We start from the raw sequence: 18,012 nt of genomic DNA on the forward strand, positions 1-18,012 counted from the left end.
CATGCGCTACGTGCTCCGCAGGCTCGGCTTCTACCTGCTCGCCGCGTGGGCCTCGCTGACGATGAACTTCGTCATCCCGAGGCTCGCGCCGGGAGACCCGGCCACGGCGATGTTCGCCCGCTTCGAGGGCCGCATCTCCCCCGAGGCGCTCGTCGCGCTGAAGACGGCGTTCGGCTTCACGGACGCGCCGTGGCACGTGCAGTACTTCACGTACCTGAAGCACCTGGTGACCGGCGACATGGGCCTGTCGTACGCGTACTACCCCTCGCCCGTGACGGAGGTCATCGGCACGGGCCTCTTGTGGACGCTGGGGCTGGCCGGGTGCGCGGTCATCATCAGCTTCGCGGTGGGGACGATGCTGGGCGTGCTGGCCGCGTGGAACCGGGGCGGCTGGCTGGACTCCGCGCTCGCGCCCGCGCTCGCCTTCCTGGGGGCCTTCCCCTACTTCTGGCTGGCCATGCTGGCCCTGTACCTCTTCGGCTTCGGGCTGGGCTGGTTCCCGCTGCGGCACGCGTACTCGCACGACGTGGAGCCCGGGGCGACGCTCACCTTCATCGCCGACGTGGGACGGCACGCGGTGCTGCCGGCGACGTCCATCGTCGTGGCCACGCTCGGTGGGTGGATGCTGAGCATGCGCAACACCATGGTGGCGGTGCTGGGCACGGACACGCTGCGGCTGGCGCACGCCAAGGGCCTGCCGCCGCGTCAGGTGATGCTGCGCTATGCGGCGCGCAACGCGCTGCTGCCCAACGTCACGGGCTTCGGCATGGCGCTGGGCTTCGTGCTGAGCGGCTCGCTGCTGACGGAAATCGTCTTCTCGTATCCGGGCACCGGCTACCTGCTCATCCTCGCGGTGCGCAACCAGGACTACCCGCTGATGCAGGGGCTCTTCCTGGTCATCACGCTGGCGGTGCTCGCCGCGAACTTCGCCGTGGACCTGCTCTGCCTCTGGCTGGACCCGAGGACCCGCGCCCATGCGTGAGACCCTTCGACGCCTGCTCCGCCAGCGCAAGGCGGCCGTGGGAGGCACCCTCCTCCTGGGCTTCCTCCTCGTCGCGCTGGTGGGCCCGTGGTTCGTGATGGACCCGACGGAGCTGATGGGCCAGCCCCACCAGCCGCCCTCGAGTGCCCACTGGTTCGGCACCACGGGCCAGGGCCAGGACGTGCTCGCGCAGACGGTGGTGGGCGCGCGAGAGACGCTGGCCATCGGCTTCGCGGTGGGCGCGCTCGTCACGCTGGTGGGCGCGCTGGTGGGCATCACCGCCGGCTACCTGGGCCGCCGCGTGGATGACGCGCTGACGCTCACCACCAACATCTTCCTGGTCATCCCGGGCCTGCCCCTGGCCATCGTCCTGGGCGCCTACCTGCCCTCCGGCCCCTTCCGCATGGTGGTGGTGCTCACCTTCGCGGGCTGGGCCTGGAACGCGCGCGTCTTCCGCGCGGAGGCGCTGGCGCTGCGAGGCCGGGACTTCGTCGCGGCGGCCGTGGTCGCCGGAGAGAGCCACGCGCGCATCATCACCCGCGAGCTGTTGCCCAACATGGCGTCGCTGGTGGCCTCTTCGTTCATTGGAAACACGCTGTACGCCGTGGGCGCGCAGGTGGGCCTGGAGTTCCTGGGCCTGGGCGACGTGGGCGCGGTGACGTGGGGCACCAACCTCTACTGGGCCGGCAACGACGCGGCGCTGCTGACGCGCTCCTGGTGGATTTTCGTCCCCACGGGCATCTGCATCGCGCTGGTGGGCTTCTCGCTCACGCTGCTCAGCTCCGCCATCGACGAGCTGACCAACCCCTCGCTGCGCGCGCCTCCGAAGGCGCCCAAGGCCGCGGTGGTGCATGCCGTCGCCACTCCCGCGCAGGAAGCCACCGCGCCCGGCGCGCTGTTGAGCGTGCGCGAGTTGAGCATCGAATACATGACGCAGGCAGGGCCTTCCCGCGTGGTGGACCAGGTGTCCCTGGACATCGCCCCGGGCGAGGTGTTCGGCCTGGCGGGCGAGTCCGGCAGCGGCAAGTCCACGCTGGGCTACGCGCTGTTGCGCCTGTTGCCCTCGTCAGCAGCCATCACCCAGGGACGCATCCTCTTCGAGGGAACGGACGTCACCGCGTTGTCGCCGGAGGCGCTGCGCGCCTTCCGGTGGAGCCGTGTGTCCATGGTGTTCCAGAGCGCGATGAGCGCGCTCAATCCGGTGCTCACGCTGGGTGAGCAGTTCCACGACACGCTCGCCGCCCACGGGGGTGGCTCGCGCGCGTCCTCGTATGCGCGGGGCCGCGAGCTGTTGGCCATGGTGGGCCTGAAGCCCGAGCTGGTGGACGCGTGGCCGCACCAGCTCTCCGGCGGCATGCGGCAGCGCGTGGGCATCGCCCTGGCGTTGGCGCTGGAGCCCCGGCTGGTGGTGATGGACGAGCCCACCACCGCGCTCGACGTGGTGGTGCAGAAGGAGCTGCTCCAGCGCGTGCTGGAGTTGAAGTCGCGGCTGGGCTTCGCGGTCCTCTTCATCACCCATGACTTGCCGCTGCTGCTCGCGCTGTCGGACCGCGTGGGCATCCTCCAGGCCGGCAAGCTGGTGGAGGTGGACACCGCGCAGCGGCTGCGCACGGACGCCCGTCACCCGTACACGCGCCTGTTGCTGTCGTCCTTCCCGCATCTGGGGGCCACCGACACGCAGGCGCCCACGCCCGACGTGCTGGAGCAGGCCGCCAGCGCGCTGAAGGCTCCGCTCGCCGCACTGCCTGGAGGTCGTCGATGAGCCCTCCCCTGCTGGAAGCCGCGCGGCTGAACCGGAGCTTCCCCGTGGGAGGCTTCCTGTCCCACGCGCGCCGCAAGGTGCTGACGGACGTGTCCTTCTCGCTGGAGCGCGGAGAAATCCTCGCGCTCGTCGGTGAGTCCGGCAGCGGCAAGTCCACGCTGGCCCGCCTCCTGGCGCGGCTGGACACGCCAGACTCGGGCGACATCCTCCTCAGCGGAGAGAACGTGCTCGCCCGCGAGGGCGGCTCCGCGTCGCTGGCCTACCGGGGCCGCGTGCAGATGGTGTTCCAGGACCCGTTCGCCTCGCTCAACCCGGTGCACACGGTGGCCTATCACCTGGAGCGCTCACTGGTGCGCCACGGGCGCGCGCGCGGCGTGGAGCTGACGCGGAAGGTGCACGCGCTGCTGGAGTCGGTGGGCCTGACGCCCGCGGAGCAACTGGCGAAGCGCTATCCGCACGAGCTGTCCGGTGGCCAGCGGCAGCGCGTGGCCGTGGCGCGGGCGCTGGCGGTGGAGCCCGACGTCATCATCGCGGACGAGCCCACCTCCATGCTGGACGTGTCCACGCGCCGGGGTGTGCTCCAACTGCTCAAGGGCCTGACGCGCGAGCGCGGCATCGGCATCCTCTTCATCACCCATGATTTGGCGAGCGCCCGTCACCTGGCGGACCGGGTGCTGGTGCTCTATGCGGGCTCCGTCGTGGAGACGGGCCGCACCAGCGACGTGCTCCAGGCGCCTCGGCATCCGTACACGCGGCTGCTGTTGTCCGCGGTGCCGGATGGCGCGGACTTCCTGCGCACGCCCCTCCCCGCGCGCGTGGCGACCACGCCGCCTCCGCCTCTGGGGTGTGCCTTTGCGCCCCGCTGTCCTCACGCCGACGTGCGGTGCCACGAGGCGCTTCCTCCCTTTCACCTTCCGGCGGCGGAGCACCACGTCCGCTGCCATCTCGAGTCCTCGAAAGGAGTCCCTGACGATGCGGCAGTTTCCTCATGACTTCGTGTGGGGTGTGGCCACCTCCTCGTACCAGATTGAAGGAGCCACCGACGCCGACGGGCGCGGTGAGTCCATCTGGGACAGGTTCGCCGCCACGCCCGGTAAAATCGCCGACGGAACCAACGGCAACGTCGCCTGCGACCACTACCACCGCTGGCGCGAGGACGTGGAGCTGATGCGCTGGATGGGGTTGAAGGCGTATCGCTTCTCCATCGCCTGGCCGCGCGTGCTCCCCGTCGGGCGCGGCAAGGTGAACACCGCCGGACTCGACTTCTACTCGCGGCTGGTCGACGGACTGCTGGAGGTGGGAATCGAGCCCGCCGTCACGCTGTACCACTGGGATTTGCCGCAGGCGCTCCAGGACAAGGGCGGCTGGGCCTCGCGCGACACGGTGAGCGCGTTCGTCGAGTACGCGGACGTGGTGAGCCAGAAGCTCGGGGACCGCGTGTCGAAGTGGATTACGCACAACGAGCCCTGGTGCATCAGCATCCTGGGCTACGCCAACGGCGAGCATGCGCCCGGCATCAAGGACTGGGGCCAGGCGCTGGCCACGGCCCACCACGTGCTGCTGTCGCACGGGCAGGCCGTGCCCGTCATCCGCTCCAACGTGCCCAAGGCGGAGGTCGGCATCACCCTCAACCTGGTGCCCGCGGAGCCCGCGTCGCCCAGCAAGGAGGACCACGACGCGTGCCGCTCCTTCGACGGCGGCTTCAACCGCTGGTACCTGGACCCGCTCTACGGCAAGGGCTACCCGCGCGACGTGATTGACGACCATGTCGCCGAGGGGCGACTGAAGTCGGACACGCTGCCCTTCGTGCGGCAGGGCGACCTGGCGGACATCGCCGTCCCCATCGACTTCCTGGGGGTCAACTACTACAACCGCGGCGTCATCCGCAGCGACCGCATCCCCGAGGCGCAGAACGCGCCTCGCACCGTCCACGTCAGCTCCGAGAAGACGGAGATGGACTGGGAGGTGTCGCCCCACGGCCTCACGCAGCTGCTCGTGCGGCTGCACCAGGACTACAAGCCGGGCCACCTCTACGTCACGGAGAACGGGGCCGCCTACGGCACCGCGCCGGACCCGGATGGCCGGGTGAGGGACGCCAAGCGCGTGCACTACCTGCGCTCGCACCTGGAGGCCTCGCTGGAGGCCATCAACCAGGGCGTGCCGCTCAAGGGCTACTTCGCGTGGTCGCTGTTGGACAACTTCGAGTGGGCCTACGGCTATCAGAAGCGCTTCGGCATGGTGTACGTGGATTACGCCACGCAGAAGCGCATCCCCAAGGACAGCGCGCATCTGTACCGCGCCGTGGTGGCCCAGAACGGGCTGGATGTGGAGCTGGCCGCGTGAGCGCCCTGGTCCTCGCACCCCTCCTCGCGGTGGCGCTGTACCAGGCCCCCGTCCATGCCGGGCAGGACGCGCAGCCCGTCCAGCCCGGCGGTGCCCAACCGCAAACGGCGCCGGTGGAGTCGACGCCGCCCGCCGCCACTCCCCCGGGTGGCGCGCCTCCCGCCGCCACCACGACGACGCCCTCGGGTCCTCCCAGTCCGACGCCGTCTCCCGCCCCGCAGCCCCTCACCCTCCAGCCCGTGGACGTCAAGCCGGGCGCGGAGCAGGCCACCGTCGTCAAGATTCAGCACGACGAGCGCGGCTTCAAGTTGAAGGTGGACGGCCGCGACTTCCTGTTGCGCGGCATGAACTGGGGCTACACGCCCATTGGAGAGAACTACCGCTACTCGCTCTGGAACCAGCCCGACGACTTCGTGCGCGCGGTGCTGGCGCGGGAGATGACGCTCTTGCGCGACATGGGCGTCAACTCCATCCGCCAGTTCGACGACATCCCCCCGCGCTGGGTGGAGTTCATCTTCAAGAACTACGGCATCACCACCGTGGTGAACCCGCTGATGGGCCGCTACGGCGCCACCGTCAACAACGCCTTCGTGCCGAACATCGACTACTCCAACGCCGCGCACCGCAAGGCGCTGCTCGAGGAGCTGGCGAAGAAGGTGGAGGTCTACCGGGGCGTTCCGGGCGTGCTGATGTGGCTGCTCGGCAACGAGAACAACTACGGCCTGCACTGGACGAGCTACGAAATCGAGGCGCTGCCGGGCCAGGAGGACGCCGCGCGCGCGGTGCACCTCTACACGCTGATGGGCGAGGCGGCGCGGACCATCAAGGCCCGCGACGTCAACCACCCGGTGGCCCTGGCCAACGGCGACCTCCAGTACATCGACCTCATCGCCAAGCACGGCACCGACATCGACATCTTCGGCGCCAACGTCTACCGCGGCCCCAGCGTCCGGGACTTGTTCGAAGAGGTGCTGCGCAAGACGGACAAGCCGGTGCTCTTCTCGGAGTTCGGCGCGGATGCGTTCAACGCGCGGGACGGCCGTGAGGACCACCTGTCCCAGGCCGAGTACCTGCGCCAGCAGTGGGAGGAAATCTATACGCAGACCTACGGCCAGGGCCGCGTGGGCAACGCGCTGGGCGGCTTCGTGTTCCAGTGGGTGGACGGCTGGTGGAAGATGGGCCAGGAGGCCAACCTCTCCATTCACGACACGACGGCGTCGTGGCCCAACGGTGGCTACGCGGCGGACTTCGTGCCCGGCCAGAACAACATGAACGAGGAGTGGTTCGGCATCTGCGCCCTGGGCCAGCCGGACGACGCGGGCATCTCCCGCATCCAGCCGCGCACGGCCTACTATATGTTGCAGGCGGCCTTCCGCCTGGACCCGTACGCGGCGGACACGGACCTGGACCGCATCCACGCGCACTTCTCCGCGCTGCGGCCCTCCGACATGTCGAAGAGCTACGAGTCCTCCATCGCCCTGGCGAAGACGGAGGAGCTCAGCATGGTGCGCGTGTCCAACCTGCGCCTGGTCATGGACAGCTCGCTGTCGCGCGGGAGCATCGCCACGACGCGGCCCAACCTGACGTCGGCGGACCACACGGAGTCCATCTTCTTCGACCTGGCGGTCCAGCCGGCGACGGGGGTGTACGGCCGCGCGTCGTTCAACGTGGTGGGCAACGTGGCCACCAACCGCCTCAACAACCTCTTCTACGAGAACCGGGGCACCACGCCGACGCCGACGGCGCCGACGACGGGCTCGCCGACACCGGGCGTCGCCCAGCCGGGTGTGTCCGCCTTCGACCGCTTCGCGCTGTACCAGGCGGAGTTCAAGCTGGACCGCGCGGACTTCGCGCTGGAGGGCTACTACCGCGTCGGCCACTACCACTGGGGCGAGGAGGGCGACTTCTTCGGCCTGTATCGCGAGGCCAACTACGGGCCGAACATCGACATCTACCACGGCAACGCGCCCTTCGGCGTGGTGCTCAGCGGCAAGCGCTCCTTCGAGGGCTTCAAGCTGGCGGTGGGTCCGGAGCTGTACTGGGGCGCCAACCCGTCCATCGTCGCCAAGTACCGCAAGGGCTTCGGGGACATGGCGCTGACGCTGGTGCACCAGGAGGACATCGCCCGGGGCGCCACGCAGCAGACGGCCTCCGTCATCCGCGAGCGCGTGGCGCGTCGCACCGCGCTCACCTTCGAATGGAACAAGGGTCCGCTCGCGCTCGACATCGGCGGCATCCTGGCGGCGCCCCAACGTATTGGTGAGGAGTTCACCTGGACGCGCGAGTCGAAGGGTGGCGCGAGCTATATGGGCACGGGCCAGGAGGTGCTGCGCGACGAGGTGCAGTTCCTCGACACGCTCGGCGCGAAGGCGCGGGCCACGTATGACCTGGGCGGCGTGCGGCTGTATGCCCAGGGCTCGTTCCGCGGGCTGGTGGCGGACGGCGGCCCCGAGCCGAGCATCGTCCTGACGGGCTGGAGCCTGCGGGAGAGCGGACGCGGCAACCACTTCGGCGCGCAGGCGGGCGCGGCGTTCCAGTTGGGCACCATCGAGGTGGCGCCGAACGTGCTGTACCAGAAGCCCCTCATCGGACCGAACCCGAACATCCCCGACACGTTCGACCAGGACTCGGGCACGTACTTCCCGGCGGTGCGCGCGCGCAACGTGTTGCAGGACGCCTTCACCGTCCTCGACAACCGCGAGACGCTCGGCGCGGAGCTGCTCATCACCTTCGACCCGACGCCGGGGACGTGGTTCTGGGCGTGGGACCGGGAGATGCGCGAGGACGCGCCCTTCGCCGCGGGCCTGGACCTGGTGTACCGCCGCCAGCCGACGTCGCGAGACGCGAGCATCGCCATCCTCGCGGACGGCAGCGCGGTGGCCTTCGCCGGGGCGCCGCCGGCGCGCGACGAGTGGGAGACGACGCTGCGCATGGTGGGCAACCCGTCACAGCGGCTGAAGCTGTACGGCACGGCCTTCGTGGGCAGCGTGCAGTCCGGAGGCGAGGACGCGCGGCAGGTGCGCCGCTTCGGCCTGGACGCCAACGTGCTGTACGACACGCTGCTGCTCGCCACGCAGTTGCGGTTCAACGACTGGGGTCCGTACGACTACCACCGCGTGTTCAACCTCACGTATCCGGTGCAGTTGGGCGGAGACGTGTCCTACGGGCTCAAGCGGCCGGTGCTGGGCGCGGTGTCCACGCGCTTCGGCCTGCGAGGGTTGGTGCGCATGTTGGATGAGTACTCGGAGGGCATGAGCACGATGGCCATCGCCGAGGGACTCAAGGGCCGCGAATACGAGGTGGGTGCGTATGCAATCCTTTCGCTCTGAGGGACGACGTATGAGGACGTGTCTCGTGCTCCTCGCGGCCTTGAGCACCTTCGGGTGTTATGACCGCGCGAGCTATGTCTATGGCGAGCCGCTGGAGGACCTGACGCTGGAGGTCTTCGACCCGGCCATGGGTGTGTATCCGAGCACCACCATCCTGGACGACCCGAACAATCCGTTCGCGGACTCGACGCCGGGGACGGAGACGAAGTGGGTGCTCCAGGCCAACGCGGGGCCGGTGGCGGCGTTCTACTCGTGGGCCACCGTGCTCGCGCGAGGGCCGTATGGGGAGGCGCAGTACTACGTCGGCCTCAACCTGCTCGGCGTGTATCAGAACGGACTGGCTAGGCAGGAGGACCTGCCGGTGGTGCGGGACATGGCCATCCGCGCGTACCAGTCGGTGTTGGACAACTTCCCGGACGCGGTGACGTACGACTCGACTGGGACGATTCCCTACGAGCTGTTGACGCCGTCCTACAAGGCCATCGTGGAGATGGGTGGGACGGTGACGGGCGGTTGGGTGCTGGTGCGGACCTCGAGCGGTGGTGAAAGGGCGGTGCGACCATGAAGCGAACCGTGGGAGTGCTGTTGTTGACGTTGGCCGCGTGCAGACCGGACCCGGGGGCCAACGACTACGAGAACCACCAGCCGTCCTCGCAGGACGACGCCGGGCCGAATCCCCAGGACGAGGCGCTCCCGGGGCCGTTCCCGTTCGAGGCGGGCCAGCGGCGCCTGTTCGTCGGCTTCTACGAGGGAGGGCGGTCCGAGGAGATTGTCATCAACGACGTGGACACGCACCTCTACCTGTACGAGGGCACCGTCACGATTGAGGCCTCGAACACGCGCATCGAGGGGAAGACGGCGGACCGCATCGTCCACGCGGGCAAGGGGTGGCTGGGCTTCGGCATCCACTGGGATACGGGGCACAACCTGGACGCGTGGAAGACGCTGCACGTGAGCCTCAACTCGTCGGACCCGGGGTTCGCCTCGGTGAAGATTGGGATGAGTGACACGGAGGGCGTGCAGCTCGACGTGGCGAAGTATGGGTATGTGAATGACGGGCAGTGGCACCACCTGGCCATTCCGCTGTCGGACTTCTCCTCGGCGGGAGTGAGCCTGGGCGCGGTGCTGTCGCCCTTCGTGTTCATCGCGGGAGGCGGGCCTTCGGGCAACGCGCTGCTGCTGGACAACCTGTACTTCACGGCGAACTAGCCGTGAGACTTGGGCCCGCTTCCCTGGTTCTGGGGAGCGGGCCTGGGTCGAGGCACGGTGTTAGGATTGCGCGCGATGTCCGGTGCGCGTCCGTCCTGTCCGAGCTGCTCCCCAGCGTCCCGGCTCAAGCGGGACTGGGTCGACGTGGCACGTGACGAGGCAACGGGAATCGAGAGCATCCGGGCGCACTTCACGGGCCATGCGTATGACCCGCACTTCCACGACGCGTATCTCGTGGGCGTGACGGAGCAGGGGCTTCAGGAGTTCTCGTGTCGGCGTGCCCTGCACCAGAGCACGCCGGGGCGGGTCATCCTGATTGAGCCCGGGGAGACACATGACGGACATGCGCGGGACGAGACGGGCTTCACGTACCTGATGCTCTACCTGGAGCCATCGTGGGTGGCTCAGGCATGCGAGCGGGTGGCGGATGGGCGCGGGGTCTCACAAGGGCCGGGCTTCCAGGCGACTCTCACGGAGGAGCCTCGGTTGGCGGCACATATCCAACGGGCGTTCTGGCGACTGCGTGGGACAGGCTCGCGGCTGGCGCGGGACGAGGCGCTGGAGGAACTGGCGGCCGCACTCACCCCGCAGCTCGGGGCGTCAGTGGTGACGCGACTGGGAGAAGCGGCGCACCGGTCCACGCGTCGGGCGCGGGAGTTCCTGCGGGCGCGGATGGAGGAGGACCTGGGGCTGGAGGAGCTGGCGCGTGAGTGTGGAGCGAATCGATTCCAGCTCTCGCGAGCATTCCGCGCGGCCTATGGACTGCCACCTCATGCGTATCTGGTGCAGCTTCGCCTCGCCGCTGCACGCGGGAGCTTGGCGCGGGGAGAGACGCCCGCGAGTGTCGCGGTGGCGGTGGGCTTCGCGGACCAGAGTCACCTGGGACGATGGTTCCGACGGGCCTATGGGCTGACGCCCGCTGCCTACCGCGCGATGTGCACGAACGTTCCAGACATGGAGCGTGCCCCTGTCGAGGATGAACGGCGACAGAGGAGACCTCCATGCCCGAGCTGTTCACGACCAAGATCGCCATCGTCATCCGCGAAGACCTCGCCGTCTGGCAGAAGCTGAACGTCACCGCCTTCCTCGCGACGGGCATGGCCGCATCGGCTCCGGAGATGCTGGGTGAGCCGTATGAAGACGCGACGGGCAGGAAGTACAGTCGGCTCCTGGGCCAGCCGATGCTCGTGTTCAGCGCCACGCGAGAGCAGCTTCAAGCCGCGCACCGGGCCGCCGTGGAGCGTGGACTGACGACCGCTGTGTACGTGGCCGCCATGTTCGCCACGGGCAACGACGTGAACAACCGGGCCGCGTTCCGAGCGGAGAACCCCGAGGACTTCGACTTCGTGGGACTGGCGCTGCGGGGTGAACGCAAGCAGGTGGACAAGGCCACCAAGGGGCTCACACTGCACAAGTGAGCGCGGGCATCCCTTAACTCTGCATCGAGCCGTGGCTACAGCGAGGGCAACTGTCGCATCTCGTAGAGTGCATCCACGGATGCCAGCCGCTCTGGTGTCCATGCGCCTGTCCCCGAGTCGAGGATCAGTTGTCCCTCGCGACGGAGCAGCAGGACTGTGTCGCCTCCACACAGTAGCGTTGCGTCACCTGGAACCTGATGCAGCACCGCGAGCACACCTCGCAGCATAGCGGCCATGGCCACGCGCCGCTCGCTGTCATCCAGCCAGAATTGGAGGTCCACCGAAGGAGAGAAGCCCAAAGCCTCTTCGACCATCTCCCTGCTCTTCGGTGCAACAGCGCTGGCCGTGAGCAGAAATCCTCGCCCTTCAACTTCTTCGCCCGAGGCACCGGTATCGAGGCGCAGTTCAAGGGAGTGGAAAACTACTGCAAGCACCCTTTCAGGCTCCAGCTCGGTGGCGATGCGGAAGTTGTAGTCCAGGGACATGGGATCACTCTTGAGCTACCCCACTACTAACCGACTCAAGTGCGGGCAGACGACTCACGCTCCAGCGTCGCAAGCGATTCGATGAATGCGATCAATTCCTCGACAGGCAGAAGATGAAGTTCGCGATACTGGCAAGCCAGATTGACCTCTCTCGCCAGCCACTTGACCAAGGGCGTCTGAGGGCGCGCAGATCTCCTCAACACCTCCAACAGCGCGATCAGAATGCGACGGTCACTGCCAAACTCCCGCTCCAGTGTATGAAAAAATACCTCCTGATTGCCAAGGAGCACTCGCGCATAGACATACGGGTCGTTCACATTCACCAAGACACGCATTGATTCATCTTGCTCCCACGGAGCCCTGGTAAGATGGATCGCCCACCAAAGGCGAGCTACGGAGTGTCGACGTAAGGACGAGCGGCCTTCTCCTCGAACGAACCAATGCTTCAGGATAGAATTCCTGGCTTCCTTGGTATCGGCGGGAATCGGCCACCGTTCTCGCGTGTAATCAGCAAATGGAACATGGGCCATCCAGGCCCAGAGTCGCTTGTCGCGGGCTTCCGTCTCTGACAGCGGCCCAATCCACTCGTAGATTTGAAGTGCTTGCTCAAAGTCGGTAGATGCACGACCACGCCGGGAGTCTTCAACAAAGAACTTCGGAGGCTCGGTACGCGGCTCGTGAGGAAACGCAAGAAGCTGCTCCGCAGCAAAGTCAAACACGCCCGGCGCTCGATACAACTCAACCCCATCCCCAACGAGAATCCGTGTTTCCATATCCTTGAGCGTCTGTTCGCGAACAACATAGACACGTGGCATTTCACGCCTCCTCACTCTTCCTGGCAACACTTTTGAATGCTCTCGACAGCGGCATATCAAGCAGTTTCTGCGCCGCCGTCAGCACCTCATCATTCTCATCGATTCGCCGGGCATCCATCATCGCAGCCAGTCTCCGGAACCAGTTCAAGCCCGTCATCATCTCATCTTCGTCAGCGCGTCGACGGATGATCCGGATGGCTTCACAAAGCACAGGCATCACCAACGCGGCATGCACCAACTCAGGCTCATTCCTGCTAGCGATTCCATAGTTTTCATAGTCCTCCGCCGAAAGAATCAGGATGATCTGCTCTCCTCCAAAATTCACTTCAAAAGGCCCCGATAAATGCTTGCCTTTTTGAAGCCGCATGATCGAAGGGATATCGGCAGCCAGCGGATCAAACTGCTTCTCGACACGAAGCGCATAATCAGCCCCAAGTGCAAGCACATCTCCTGCCTGGACATCGAACGTTCGATCTCCATAGTCTGGATGCAACTGCACAGGGCCATATTGCTCGATTCGCTGAAGGGCACACACACGAACCTGGACTTCCACATCTCCAACAAGCGTCGCCGACGGCAACGTCAGCCGCAACCGAGCCTCGTGAGTCCGAAATGTCTCTCGATAGTATGTAGCACCACAGCCTACCCGAACCGTGAATGCAGCCTTCTGGTCCCGAACAAGTCCGGCAATCGTCTGGTTCGTCACGACGAGACCATCCACAAGCACAACTGTCGTGTCGGCACCAAAGTCAAAATCAGGCGCATTGCAAAGCAACTGCCCTGCTATGTCATCACCTATGCCAACCACGGGGTGAGGAAAAGATGTCGGCCGCGATCTACGCGCCATGAACCACCTCCACAGAAACTGCCACACGACGAGCGGGGCGGAGCTCCAGTAGCAATTCCCGTCCTTGCTGAGCTTCAAAGTCGACATCCAGGATCTTGTCGCCCACACACTCGAATAGAGCACCAGTCCGAACATCAACAGCCGAAGCAACCCTCACCTCATAGTCAGAATCCTCTCCAGAAGCCGTCAGCCTGAGCGTAGCGCGACCACGACGCGTCGCTCGCAACAGTAGATGCGTGGCCCGATTCTCTGCAGAGAACCAAGCCCGCACCGTCACCTGCGCATTCGCCAGTCTGCGAAGTCCCGTGTTGGTACTGCTCGCCGTTCCACTGGAACCTTCAGCAAGCAATGAACTCTCTGTGTGTCCGGAATGGGTATCTGTTCCCGCGACGGGGGCGCCCTGCGTGGATGCCGGCCCAGGCCACGCCACGGTCCCCTCTCCTTCTGGTCCGAAGGGTCCCTCTCCACCTCGGGTTCGCGTCACCTCATTATTGCGAACCCCATTGCCAGGCTCCATGAGTCCACCATCGTCCGGCCCGCGACCCTCGGTACCGTTCAGCCCCACACCAGCCATGCGGACACCCACTTGTGCCCTGCCCTGTGGAACAACCTGGGTGCTGACCTGACTGACACTGGAATCCTCCTTTCCCAATGGGACACGTCCAGACGGTTCCATCAGTAGTCCCTGCTCTCCCTGCTCGGATGTTTCGACAGGAATATGCAATACCTGAGGACTTGTCGGCGGACGAGGCCGTTGCAAGGCGTGCTTCCGTCCCTGTGGCTGCTGTGGTCTCGCGGACTCCTGCTCGGAAACATGCGGCGTCCGGACAGGAACACCCGTCTGCCTGAATCCAGGGCGCAGGGCATCGTCTTCCGGAAGATACCGGCCCAGGTCAGGGAGATCTTGCGGAGTTTCCGAATCCTGCTGCGCAAGCTTCTTGAGCGAAGCCCTGACAAAATCATAGATATCCGCCAGGAGCTTGTCGCCCGACGGACGTCCTGCTCCACCGGGCAGTCGCTCCCGGCTCCATTCTGAATGAGACGGGTCTTCCATCCGAGCAAGGAGATCATTGCCCCTGGAGTCCTCGCAAAGAAGCACAGCCGCGTATCCCGAGAGCAGATTCTGCGTCCGCTCATAGACTCGAATGCGCGGACGTCGCATGAAGGCGGTTCTCGATGGAGCTTCGGGGTCCAACGTCACATATAATTCGACGCGTCCCAGCTCTGGATGCTGGAGACTGAACGACGGTTTTCCTCCAGTCGGCGACTGCAGCGCTTTGAGATAATGGCGCGTGACCCCTAGCGTATCCCGCACGTCCTTCTTCGCTGTCTTTGACGTAGCACGTGCCATCAGAACTCGATACCGCTCGTCCACCAGTTGTTCGATGGTGGTGGAATTGAACTCTAGCGGGCCTTCATCCGCGAGCAACCGGATGACCAGTCCTCCTCCCTGGATGGCGGCGAAAAAATTATGTGCGACGGAGTCAGCAATGGCGTCCCGCCACCCCTGCGGCTCAAACCCCATGACATAGAGGTCTGTCCCCACCGATGTCCGCCTGAACGGCTCGACGATCAGTTCTGGCTCCCGCACCGCGAAGACTCCGGGTTGGTCCTCCGACTGCGTTCCCCAGAATCCGATCGGCCTGTAGACGTGCTCCTGCTCTCGGAACGAACTCAGGATCGTCTTGCCAGTAAATGCATGTTCCCCATTCCGGGTCATCGTGGAATAGAAGACCGTACGAAGACCTGAGAAGGCAAATGGCGCGCGCTGACCGATCCCGAAGGTCCCGCCTCCCGCGCCATGCATTGAGGCACTCCCCTGCTTTTTGATGAGACGGACCCAGGCCTTGTCTTCGTCGCGCTCGCCGCCTTCCAATCCTGTCGTATTCTCATCCCGGATGCGGAGTACCGGTAGATGCGTCCCCGAAAGCAGCCCCAGGGCCTTCTCGAACCACTTCCGGCCGTTCTCGTCTTTCTGCTGTTCCGTCTTACATGACTTCAGCACGTAGTTGCGGCATTGCTCCACAACCTCACGGAACCGGTCGACTCCCGGAAATGACGCTACGGGCAACTGGAACAACTCGAACGTGACGATTACTGGTTTGGAGTGATCTACTCGGGCATCTCCACTGTTCTGGATTGTCTCGCGAGCGAGTGAGCCTGACTTCCGGAAAAACTCGATTCCCGGGTCATTCAGTCCGCTTTCCTCGCCCCCTTGCGTCGTAGGAAAGAACCACTTCGTCTCTGACATCGATCGCTCCTGAAAGAAGGTCCGAGCCGAACAGATGCGATGCGCCCCTCACGCGACTTGCAAACGCAGCCTGATGCTACTCCATAATCACAAGCCGATGAGAACCTGGGTTCAACTGGACCTCGACATCCACTGCATGCATGACGTCGACCTCATCCGATCAGTCAACGCGGCAAGCCGCACTCTGATTCTCAGCCCATAGGCGGGATGATACCTTCGCTGCCGACCGTTGTGGCGTCGCGGCACTACCACTGCGGTGGTATGGACGCCAAAGAGAGAGGCCTGATGGGACGCACCCGCTCCGAACAGATGTCCCGGATTCGCGCAAAGGACACCGTCCCGGAGCGACTGCTCAGGTCTGCGCTGTGGCGGACAGGAGCCCGCTATCGGCTCCAATCCCGGACGCCGTATGGACGACCCGACGTGGTCTTCGTCCGCGCAAAGGTGGCCGTGTTCATAGACGGGTGTTTCTGGCATGGATGCCCGGAACATTACGTCCGCCCGCGGACCCGCCAGGAGTTCTGGGGACCGAAGCTCCGCACGAACGTTGAGCGGGACCGCAGGCAGACGCTCCAGCTCGAAGCAGAGGGCTGGCGCGTCTGTCGGTTCTGGGAACACGAGATCTTCGAATCGCTCCCCCAGGTCCTCTTCACCGTGCAATCAGCACTTCGCGACGACGCCTGGAGTCCGGCTGGTTCGTGGCGGGTCGTGCAGGTCGACGCGTTGCCAGGGGGAGAGGACCTGGAAGAACGCTGGCTTGAGGACCTGCGTGGGCGGGAACCACGTCGGTCCAAACAGGTCCGGAGGAGCACGAAGAAGTGGAAGCGTGTTCACGGGTAGTCTGGTAGCGGCCTGTAGCTTGCAGGATGGGTGGCGAGCCGGACCCACTGCGGTATAAACCCGGGACGAACCGCCCTGGCAGGCAGTAGCCTCAGCCGAGGAGTCGATTGGGTATGCCTCCGTAGCGGTCGGGCCTGTTCTTCCATCTGACGAACACCGGGTACAGCCAGGCCATAGGACCTAGAGCACCATGCATCGAACCATCGAGTACAAGCTCAACCGCCTCGCACGCGGAGAGCGCCCGCGCCTGCTTGACCTGTTCTCCGGGTGTGGCGGGTTGACCCTCGGCTTCCAGCTCGCGGGGTGCGACATCGTAGGCGGTGTCGAGTTCGACGAGCATGCCTCCCGCTCGCACGCCCTCAACTTCCATCCGCACTTGTCCCCGGAACTGCTCGAAGCCCATGCCCGCCCCAAGGACATCACGGTCACGAAGTCCCATGAACTGTTGGCCTCCTTCGGGATCAAGAAGCCGGTAGACGCCGTCGACCTGCTGGTGGGTGGACCTCCATGCCCTGCGTTTACCCGGGTCGGGCGCGCAAAACTGCGCGAGGTCCACGAACACCCTGAGGCCTTCCGACACGACCCTAGGGCCAAGCTCTATCTTCCATACCTTGAGTATGTGAAGGAACTCATGCCCGTGGCGCTCTTGATGGAGAACGTACCGGACATCCTCAACTTCGGTGGGCACAACCTAGCAGAAGAGGTGTGTGAGATTCTTGAAGGGCTGGGATACCGCTGCCGGTACACGCTTGTGAACGCCGCCAACCATGGCGTGCCCCAGATGCGGGAGCGGTTCATCCTGGTCGGCATTCATGAAGCAGCGGGGGCATATTATTCGTTCCCAGCGCCCACACGGAAGGTCGTCTTCCCATCAGGATATCAGGGCTCACGAGACGTAGCCCTGAAGCATGTGGTGCTTGGTGACCTCTTCGCACCAAAGACTCGGTATGTCCCTGTCCTTGAATCCAAGCGCAAGGGCCGGCCACCTGTGTCTGTGCAGGAAGCCATCGAGGATCTCCCTCCCATTACCAGCCATCTTGATGGGACTTTGCGCCGCGGGGCGCGGAGGTTCAATGAAGCGGTCACTTATCGAACGGATGTTTCTCCGTCGGCTTACGCCCGTCTGATGCGATCGTGGCCGGGGTTCGAAGGCGACGGACAGCTCTGGGACCATGTCATCCGCTCGCTGAGCGACCGCGATTACCGTCTCTTCCGTGCCATGAAGTGGGGGGATGACTATCCGAAGGCATATGCACTGGCGGAGCGCCTTTTCGCCCAACGACTGGCCTCAGAAAAGCGAGCTGGACGTCGTCTCCTCCCCGGTACCCCGGACTACGATGAACTCAGAAGTGACTATGTCCCCCCTTATGACCCGGGCAAATTCCCCAACAAGTGGCGCAAGATGGCACCTGATGAGCCTGCCCGCACTCTGATGGCTCACCTCGGCAAAGACTCCTACAGCCACATCCATTACGACGACGAACAGGCCCGGGTTCTCTCCGTCCGCGAAGCTGCTCGCCTTCAGTCCTTCCCAGATGGATTCAAATTTTCAGGGACGATGAACCCTGCGTTCCGGCAGATTGGCAATGCAGTCCCACCACTGCTGGCCCATGCGCTTGCCGAACCGCTTCTCACAGCACTAGGCATTGGCGCTAATGAGTCCCGCAGGACGCAAGACGTCCCGAAGGTGCAAGTCAGCGCAGCCGGATGATCGGTTGAGCAGAACAAATC

The 18,012-nt window shown here is 65.2% G+C and carries 15 protein-coding genes; 11 read left to right on the forward strand and 4 right to left on the reverse strand.

Annotated elements, in window-relative coordinates; translation table 11 throughout:
• Position 1 precedes the first annotated feature (1 nt).
• The 9 genes from G4D83_RS07250 (at position 2) to G4D83_RS07290 (ending at position 11,043) form a co-directional block, all read left to right on the forward strand.
• Positions 2–982: an ABC transporter permease gene (locus G4D83_RS07250; protein ID WP_163863947.1), complete on the forward strand. Its 981-nt coding sequence runs from the start codon at positions 2–4 to the stop codon at positions 980–982.
• Positions 975–2,744, forward strand: coding sequence for a dipeptide/oligopeptide/nickel ABC transporter permease/ATP-binding protein (locus tag G4D83_RS07255; protein WP_163863948.1), 1,770 nt, complete (start codon positions 975–977; stop codon positions 2,742–2,744). The genes G4D83_RS07250 and G4D83_RS07255 overlap by 8 nt, the downstream gene beginning before the upstream one ends.
• Positions 2,741–3,736, forward strand: a complete 996-nt coding sequence (locus G4D83_RS07260) for an ABC transporter ATP-binding protein (protein ID WP_163863949.1) — start codon at positions 2,741–2,743, stop codon at positions 3,734–3,736. The genes G4D83_RS07255 and G4D83_RS07260 overlap by 4 nt, the downstream gene beginning before the upstream one ends.
• The gene (locus G4D83_RS07265; RefSeq protein WP_163863950.1) at positions 3,717–5,087 is read left to right on the forward strand and encodes a GH1 family beta-glucosidase; all 1,371 of its coding nucleotides are present in this window, start codon (positions 3,717–3,719) and stop codon (positions 5,085–5,087) included. The genes G4D83_RS07260 and G4D83_RS07265 overlap by 20 nt, the downstream gene beginning before the upstream one ends.
• A complete protein-coding gene (locus G4D83_RS07270; protein WP_163863951.1) occupies positions 5,084–8,416 on the forward strand; it encodes a glycoside hydrolase family 2 TIM barrel-domain containing protein in 3,333 nt (1,110 codons plus the stop codon). The genes G4D83_RS07265 and G4D83_RS07270 overlap by 4 nt, the downstream gene beginning before the upstream one ends.
• A 10-nt stretch (positions 8,417–8,426) precedes the next feature.
• On the forward strand, positions 8,427–8,981 hold the full coding sequence (locus G4D83_RS07275; protein WP_176435736.1) for a hypothetical protein: 555 nt from the start codon (positions 8,427–8,429) through the stop codon (positions 8,979–8,981).
• Positions 8,978–9,625 carry a hypothetical protein gene (locus G4D83_RS07280; RefSeq protein ID WP_163863953.1) on the forward strand — a complete coding sequence of 216 codons (648 nt, stop codon included), beginning with the start codon at positions 8,978–8,980 and terminating at the stop codon, positions 9,623–9,625. Before G4D83_RS07275 ends, G4D83_RS07280 begins: the two co-directional genes overlap by 4 nt.
• 144 nt (positions 9,626–9,769) lie before the next feature.
• The gene (locus G4D83_RS07285; protein ID WP_240356199.1) at positions 9,770–10,696 is read left to right on the forward strand and encodes an AraC family transcriptional regulator; all 927 of its coding nucleotides are present in this window, start codon (positions 9,770–9,772) and stop codon (positions 10,694–10,696) included.
• Complete coding sequence (locus tag G4D83_RS07290; protein WP_205522584.1) at positions 10,627–11,043, forward strand: DUF2000 domain-containing protein; 417 nt, start codon at positions 10,627–10,629, stop codon at positions 11,041–11,043. Before G4D83_RS07285 ends, G4D83_RS07290 begins: the two co-directional genes overlap by 70 nt.
• A 35-nt stretch (positions 11,044–11,078) precedes the next feature.
• Here the strand turns inward: G4D83_RS07290 and G4D83_RS07295 are convergent, their stop codons facing one another.
• From G4D83_RS07295 to G4D83_RS07310, 4 genes are read right to left on the reverse strand one after another with little or no spacing between them, the layout of a single operon-like run.
• Positions 11,079–11,528 (reverse strand): SitI3 family protein, encoded by a 450-nt coding sequence (locus G4D83_RS07295; protein ID WP_163863955.1) that lies wholly within the window; start codon positions 11,526–11,528, stop codon positions 11,079–11,081.
• A gap of 35 nt (positions 11,529–11,563) precedes the next feature.
• Positions 11,564–12,343 (reverse strand): DUF6339 family protein, encoded by a 780-nt coding sequence (locus G4D83_RS07300; RefSeq protein WP_163863956.1) that lies wholly within the window; start codon positions 12,341–12,343, stop codon positions 11,564–11,566.
• Position 12,344: 1 nt separating this feature from the next.
• Positions 12,345–13,190: a hypothetical protein gene (locus tag G4D83_RS07305; protein WP_163863957.1), complete on the reverse strand. Its 846-nt coding sequence runs from the start codon at positions 13,188–13,190 to the stop codon at positions 12,345–12,347.
• The gene (locus G4D83_RS07310; protein WP_163863958.1) at positions 13,180–15,441 is read right to left on the reverse strand and encodes a hypothetical protein; all 2,262 of its coding nucleotides are present in this window, start codon (positions 15,439–15,441) and stop codon (positions 13,180–13,182) included. Before G4D83_RS07310 ends, G4D83_RS07305 begins: the two co-directional genes overlap by 11 nt.
• A gap of 285 nt (positions 15,442–15,726) precedes the next feature.
• Here G4D83_RS07310 and G4D83_RS07315 point away from each other — a divergent pair, with 285 nt between their 5' ends.
• Together G4D83_RS07315 and G4D83_RS07320 are read left to right on the forward strand one after the other, a co-directional pair.
• A complete protein-coding gene (locus tag G4D83_RS07315) occupies positions 15,727–16,281 on the forward strand; it encodes a very short patch repair endonuclease (RefSeq protein ID WP_163863959.1) in 555 nt (184 codons plus the stop codon).
• A gap of 190 nt (positions 16,282–16,471) precedes the next feature.
• Positions 16,472–17,992: a DNA cytosine methyltransferase gene (locus tag G4D83_RS07320; RefSeq protein WP_163863960.1), complete on the forward strand. Its 1,521-nt coding sequence runs from the start codon at positions 16,472–16,474 to the stop codon at positions 17,990–17,992.
• Positions 17,993–18,012 lie beyond the last annotated feature (20 nt).

The organism is Myxococcus eversor, assembly GCF_010894455.1.
Taxonomy (GTDB): domain Bacteria; phylum Myxococcota; class Myxococcia; order Myxococcales; family Myxococcaceae; genus Myxococcus; species Myxococcus eversor.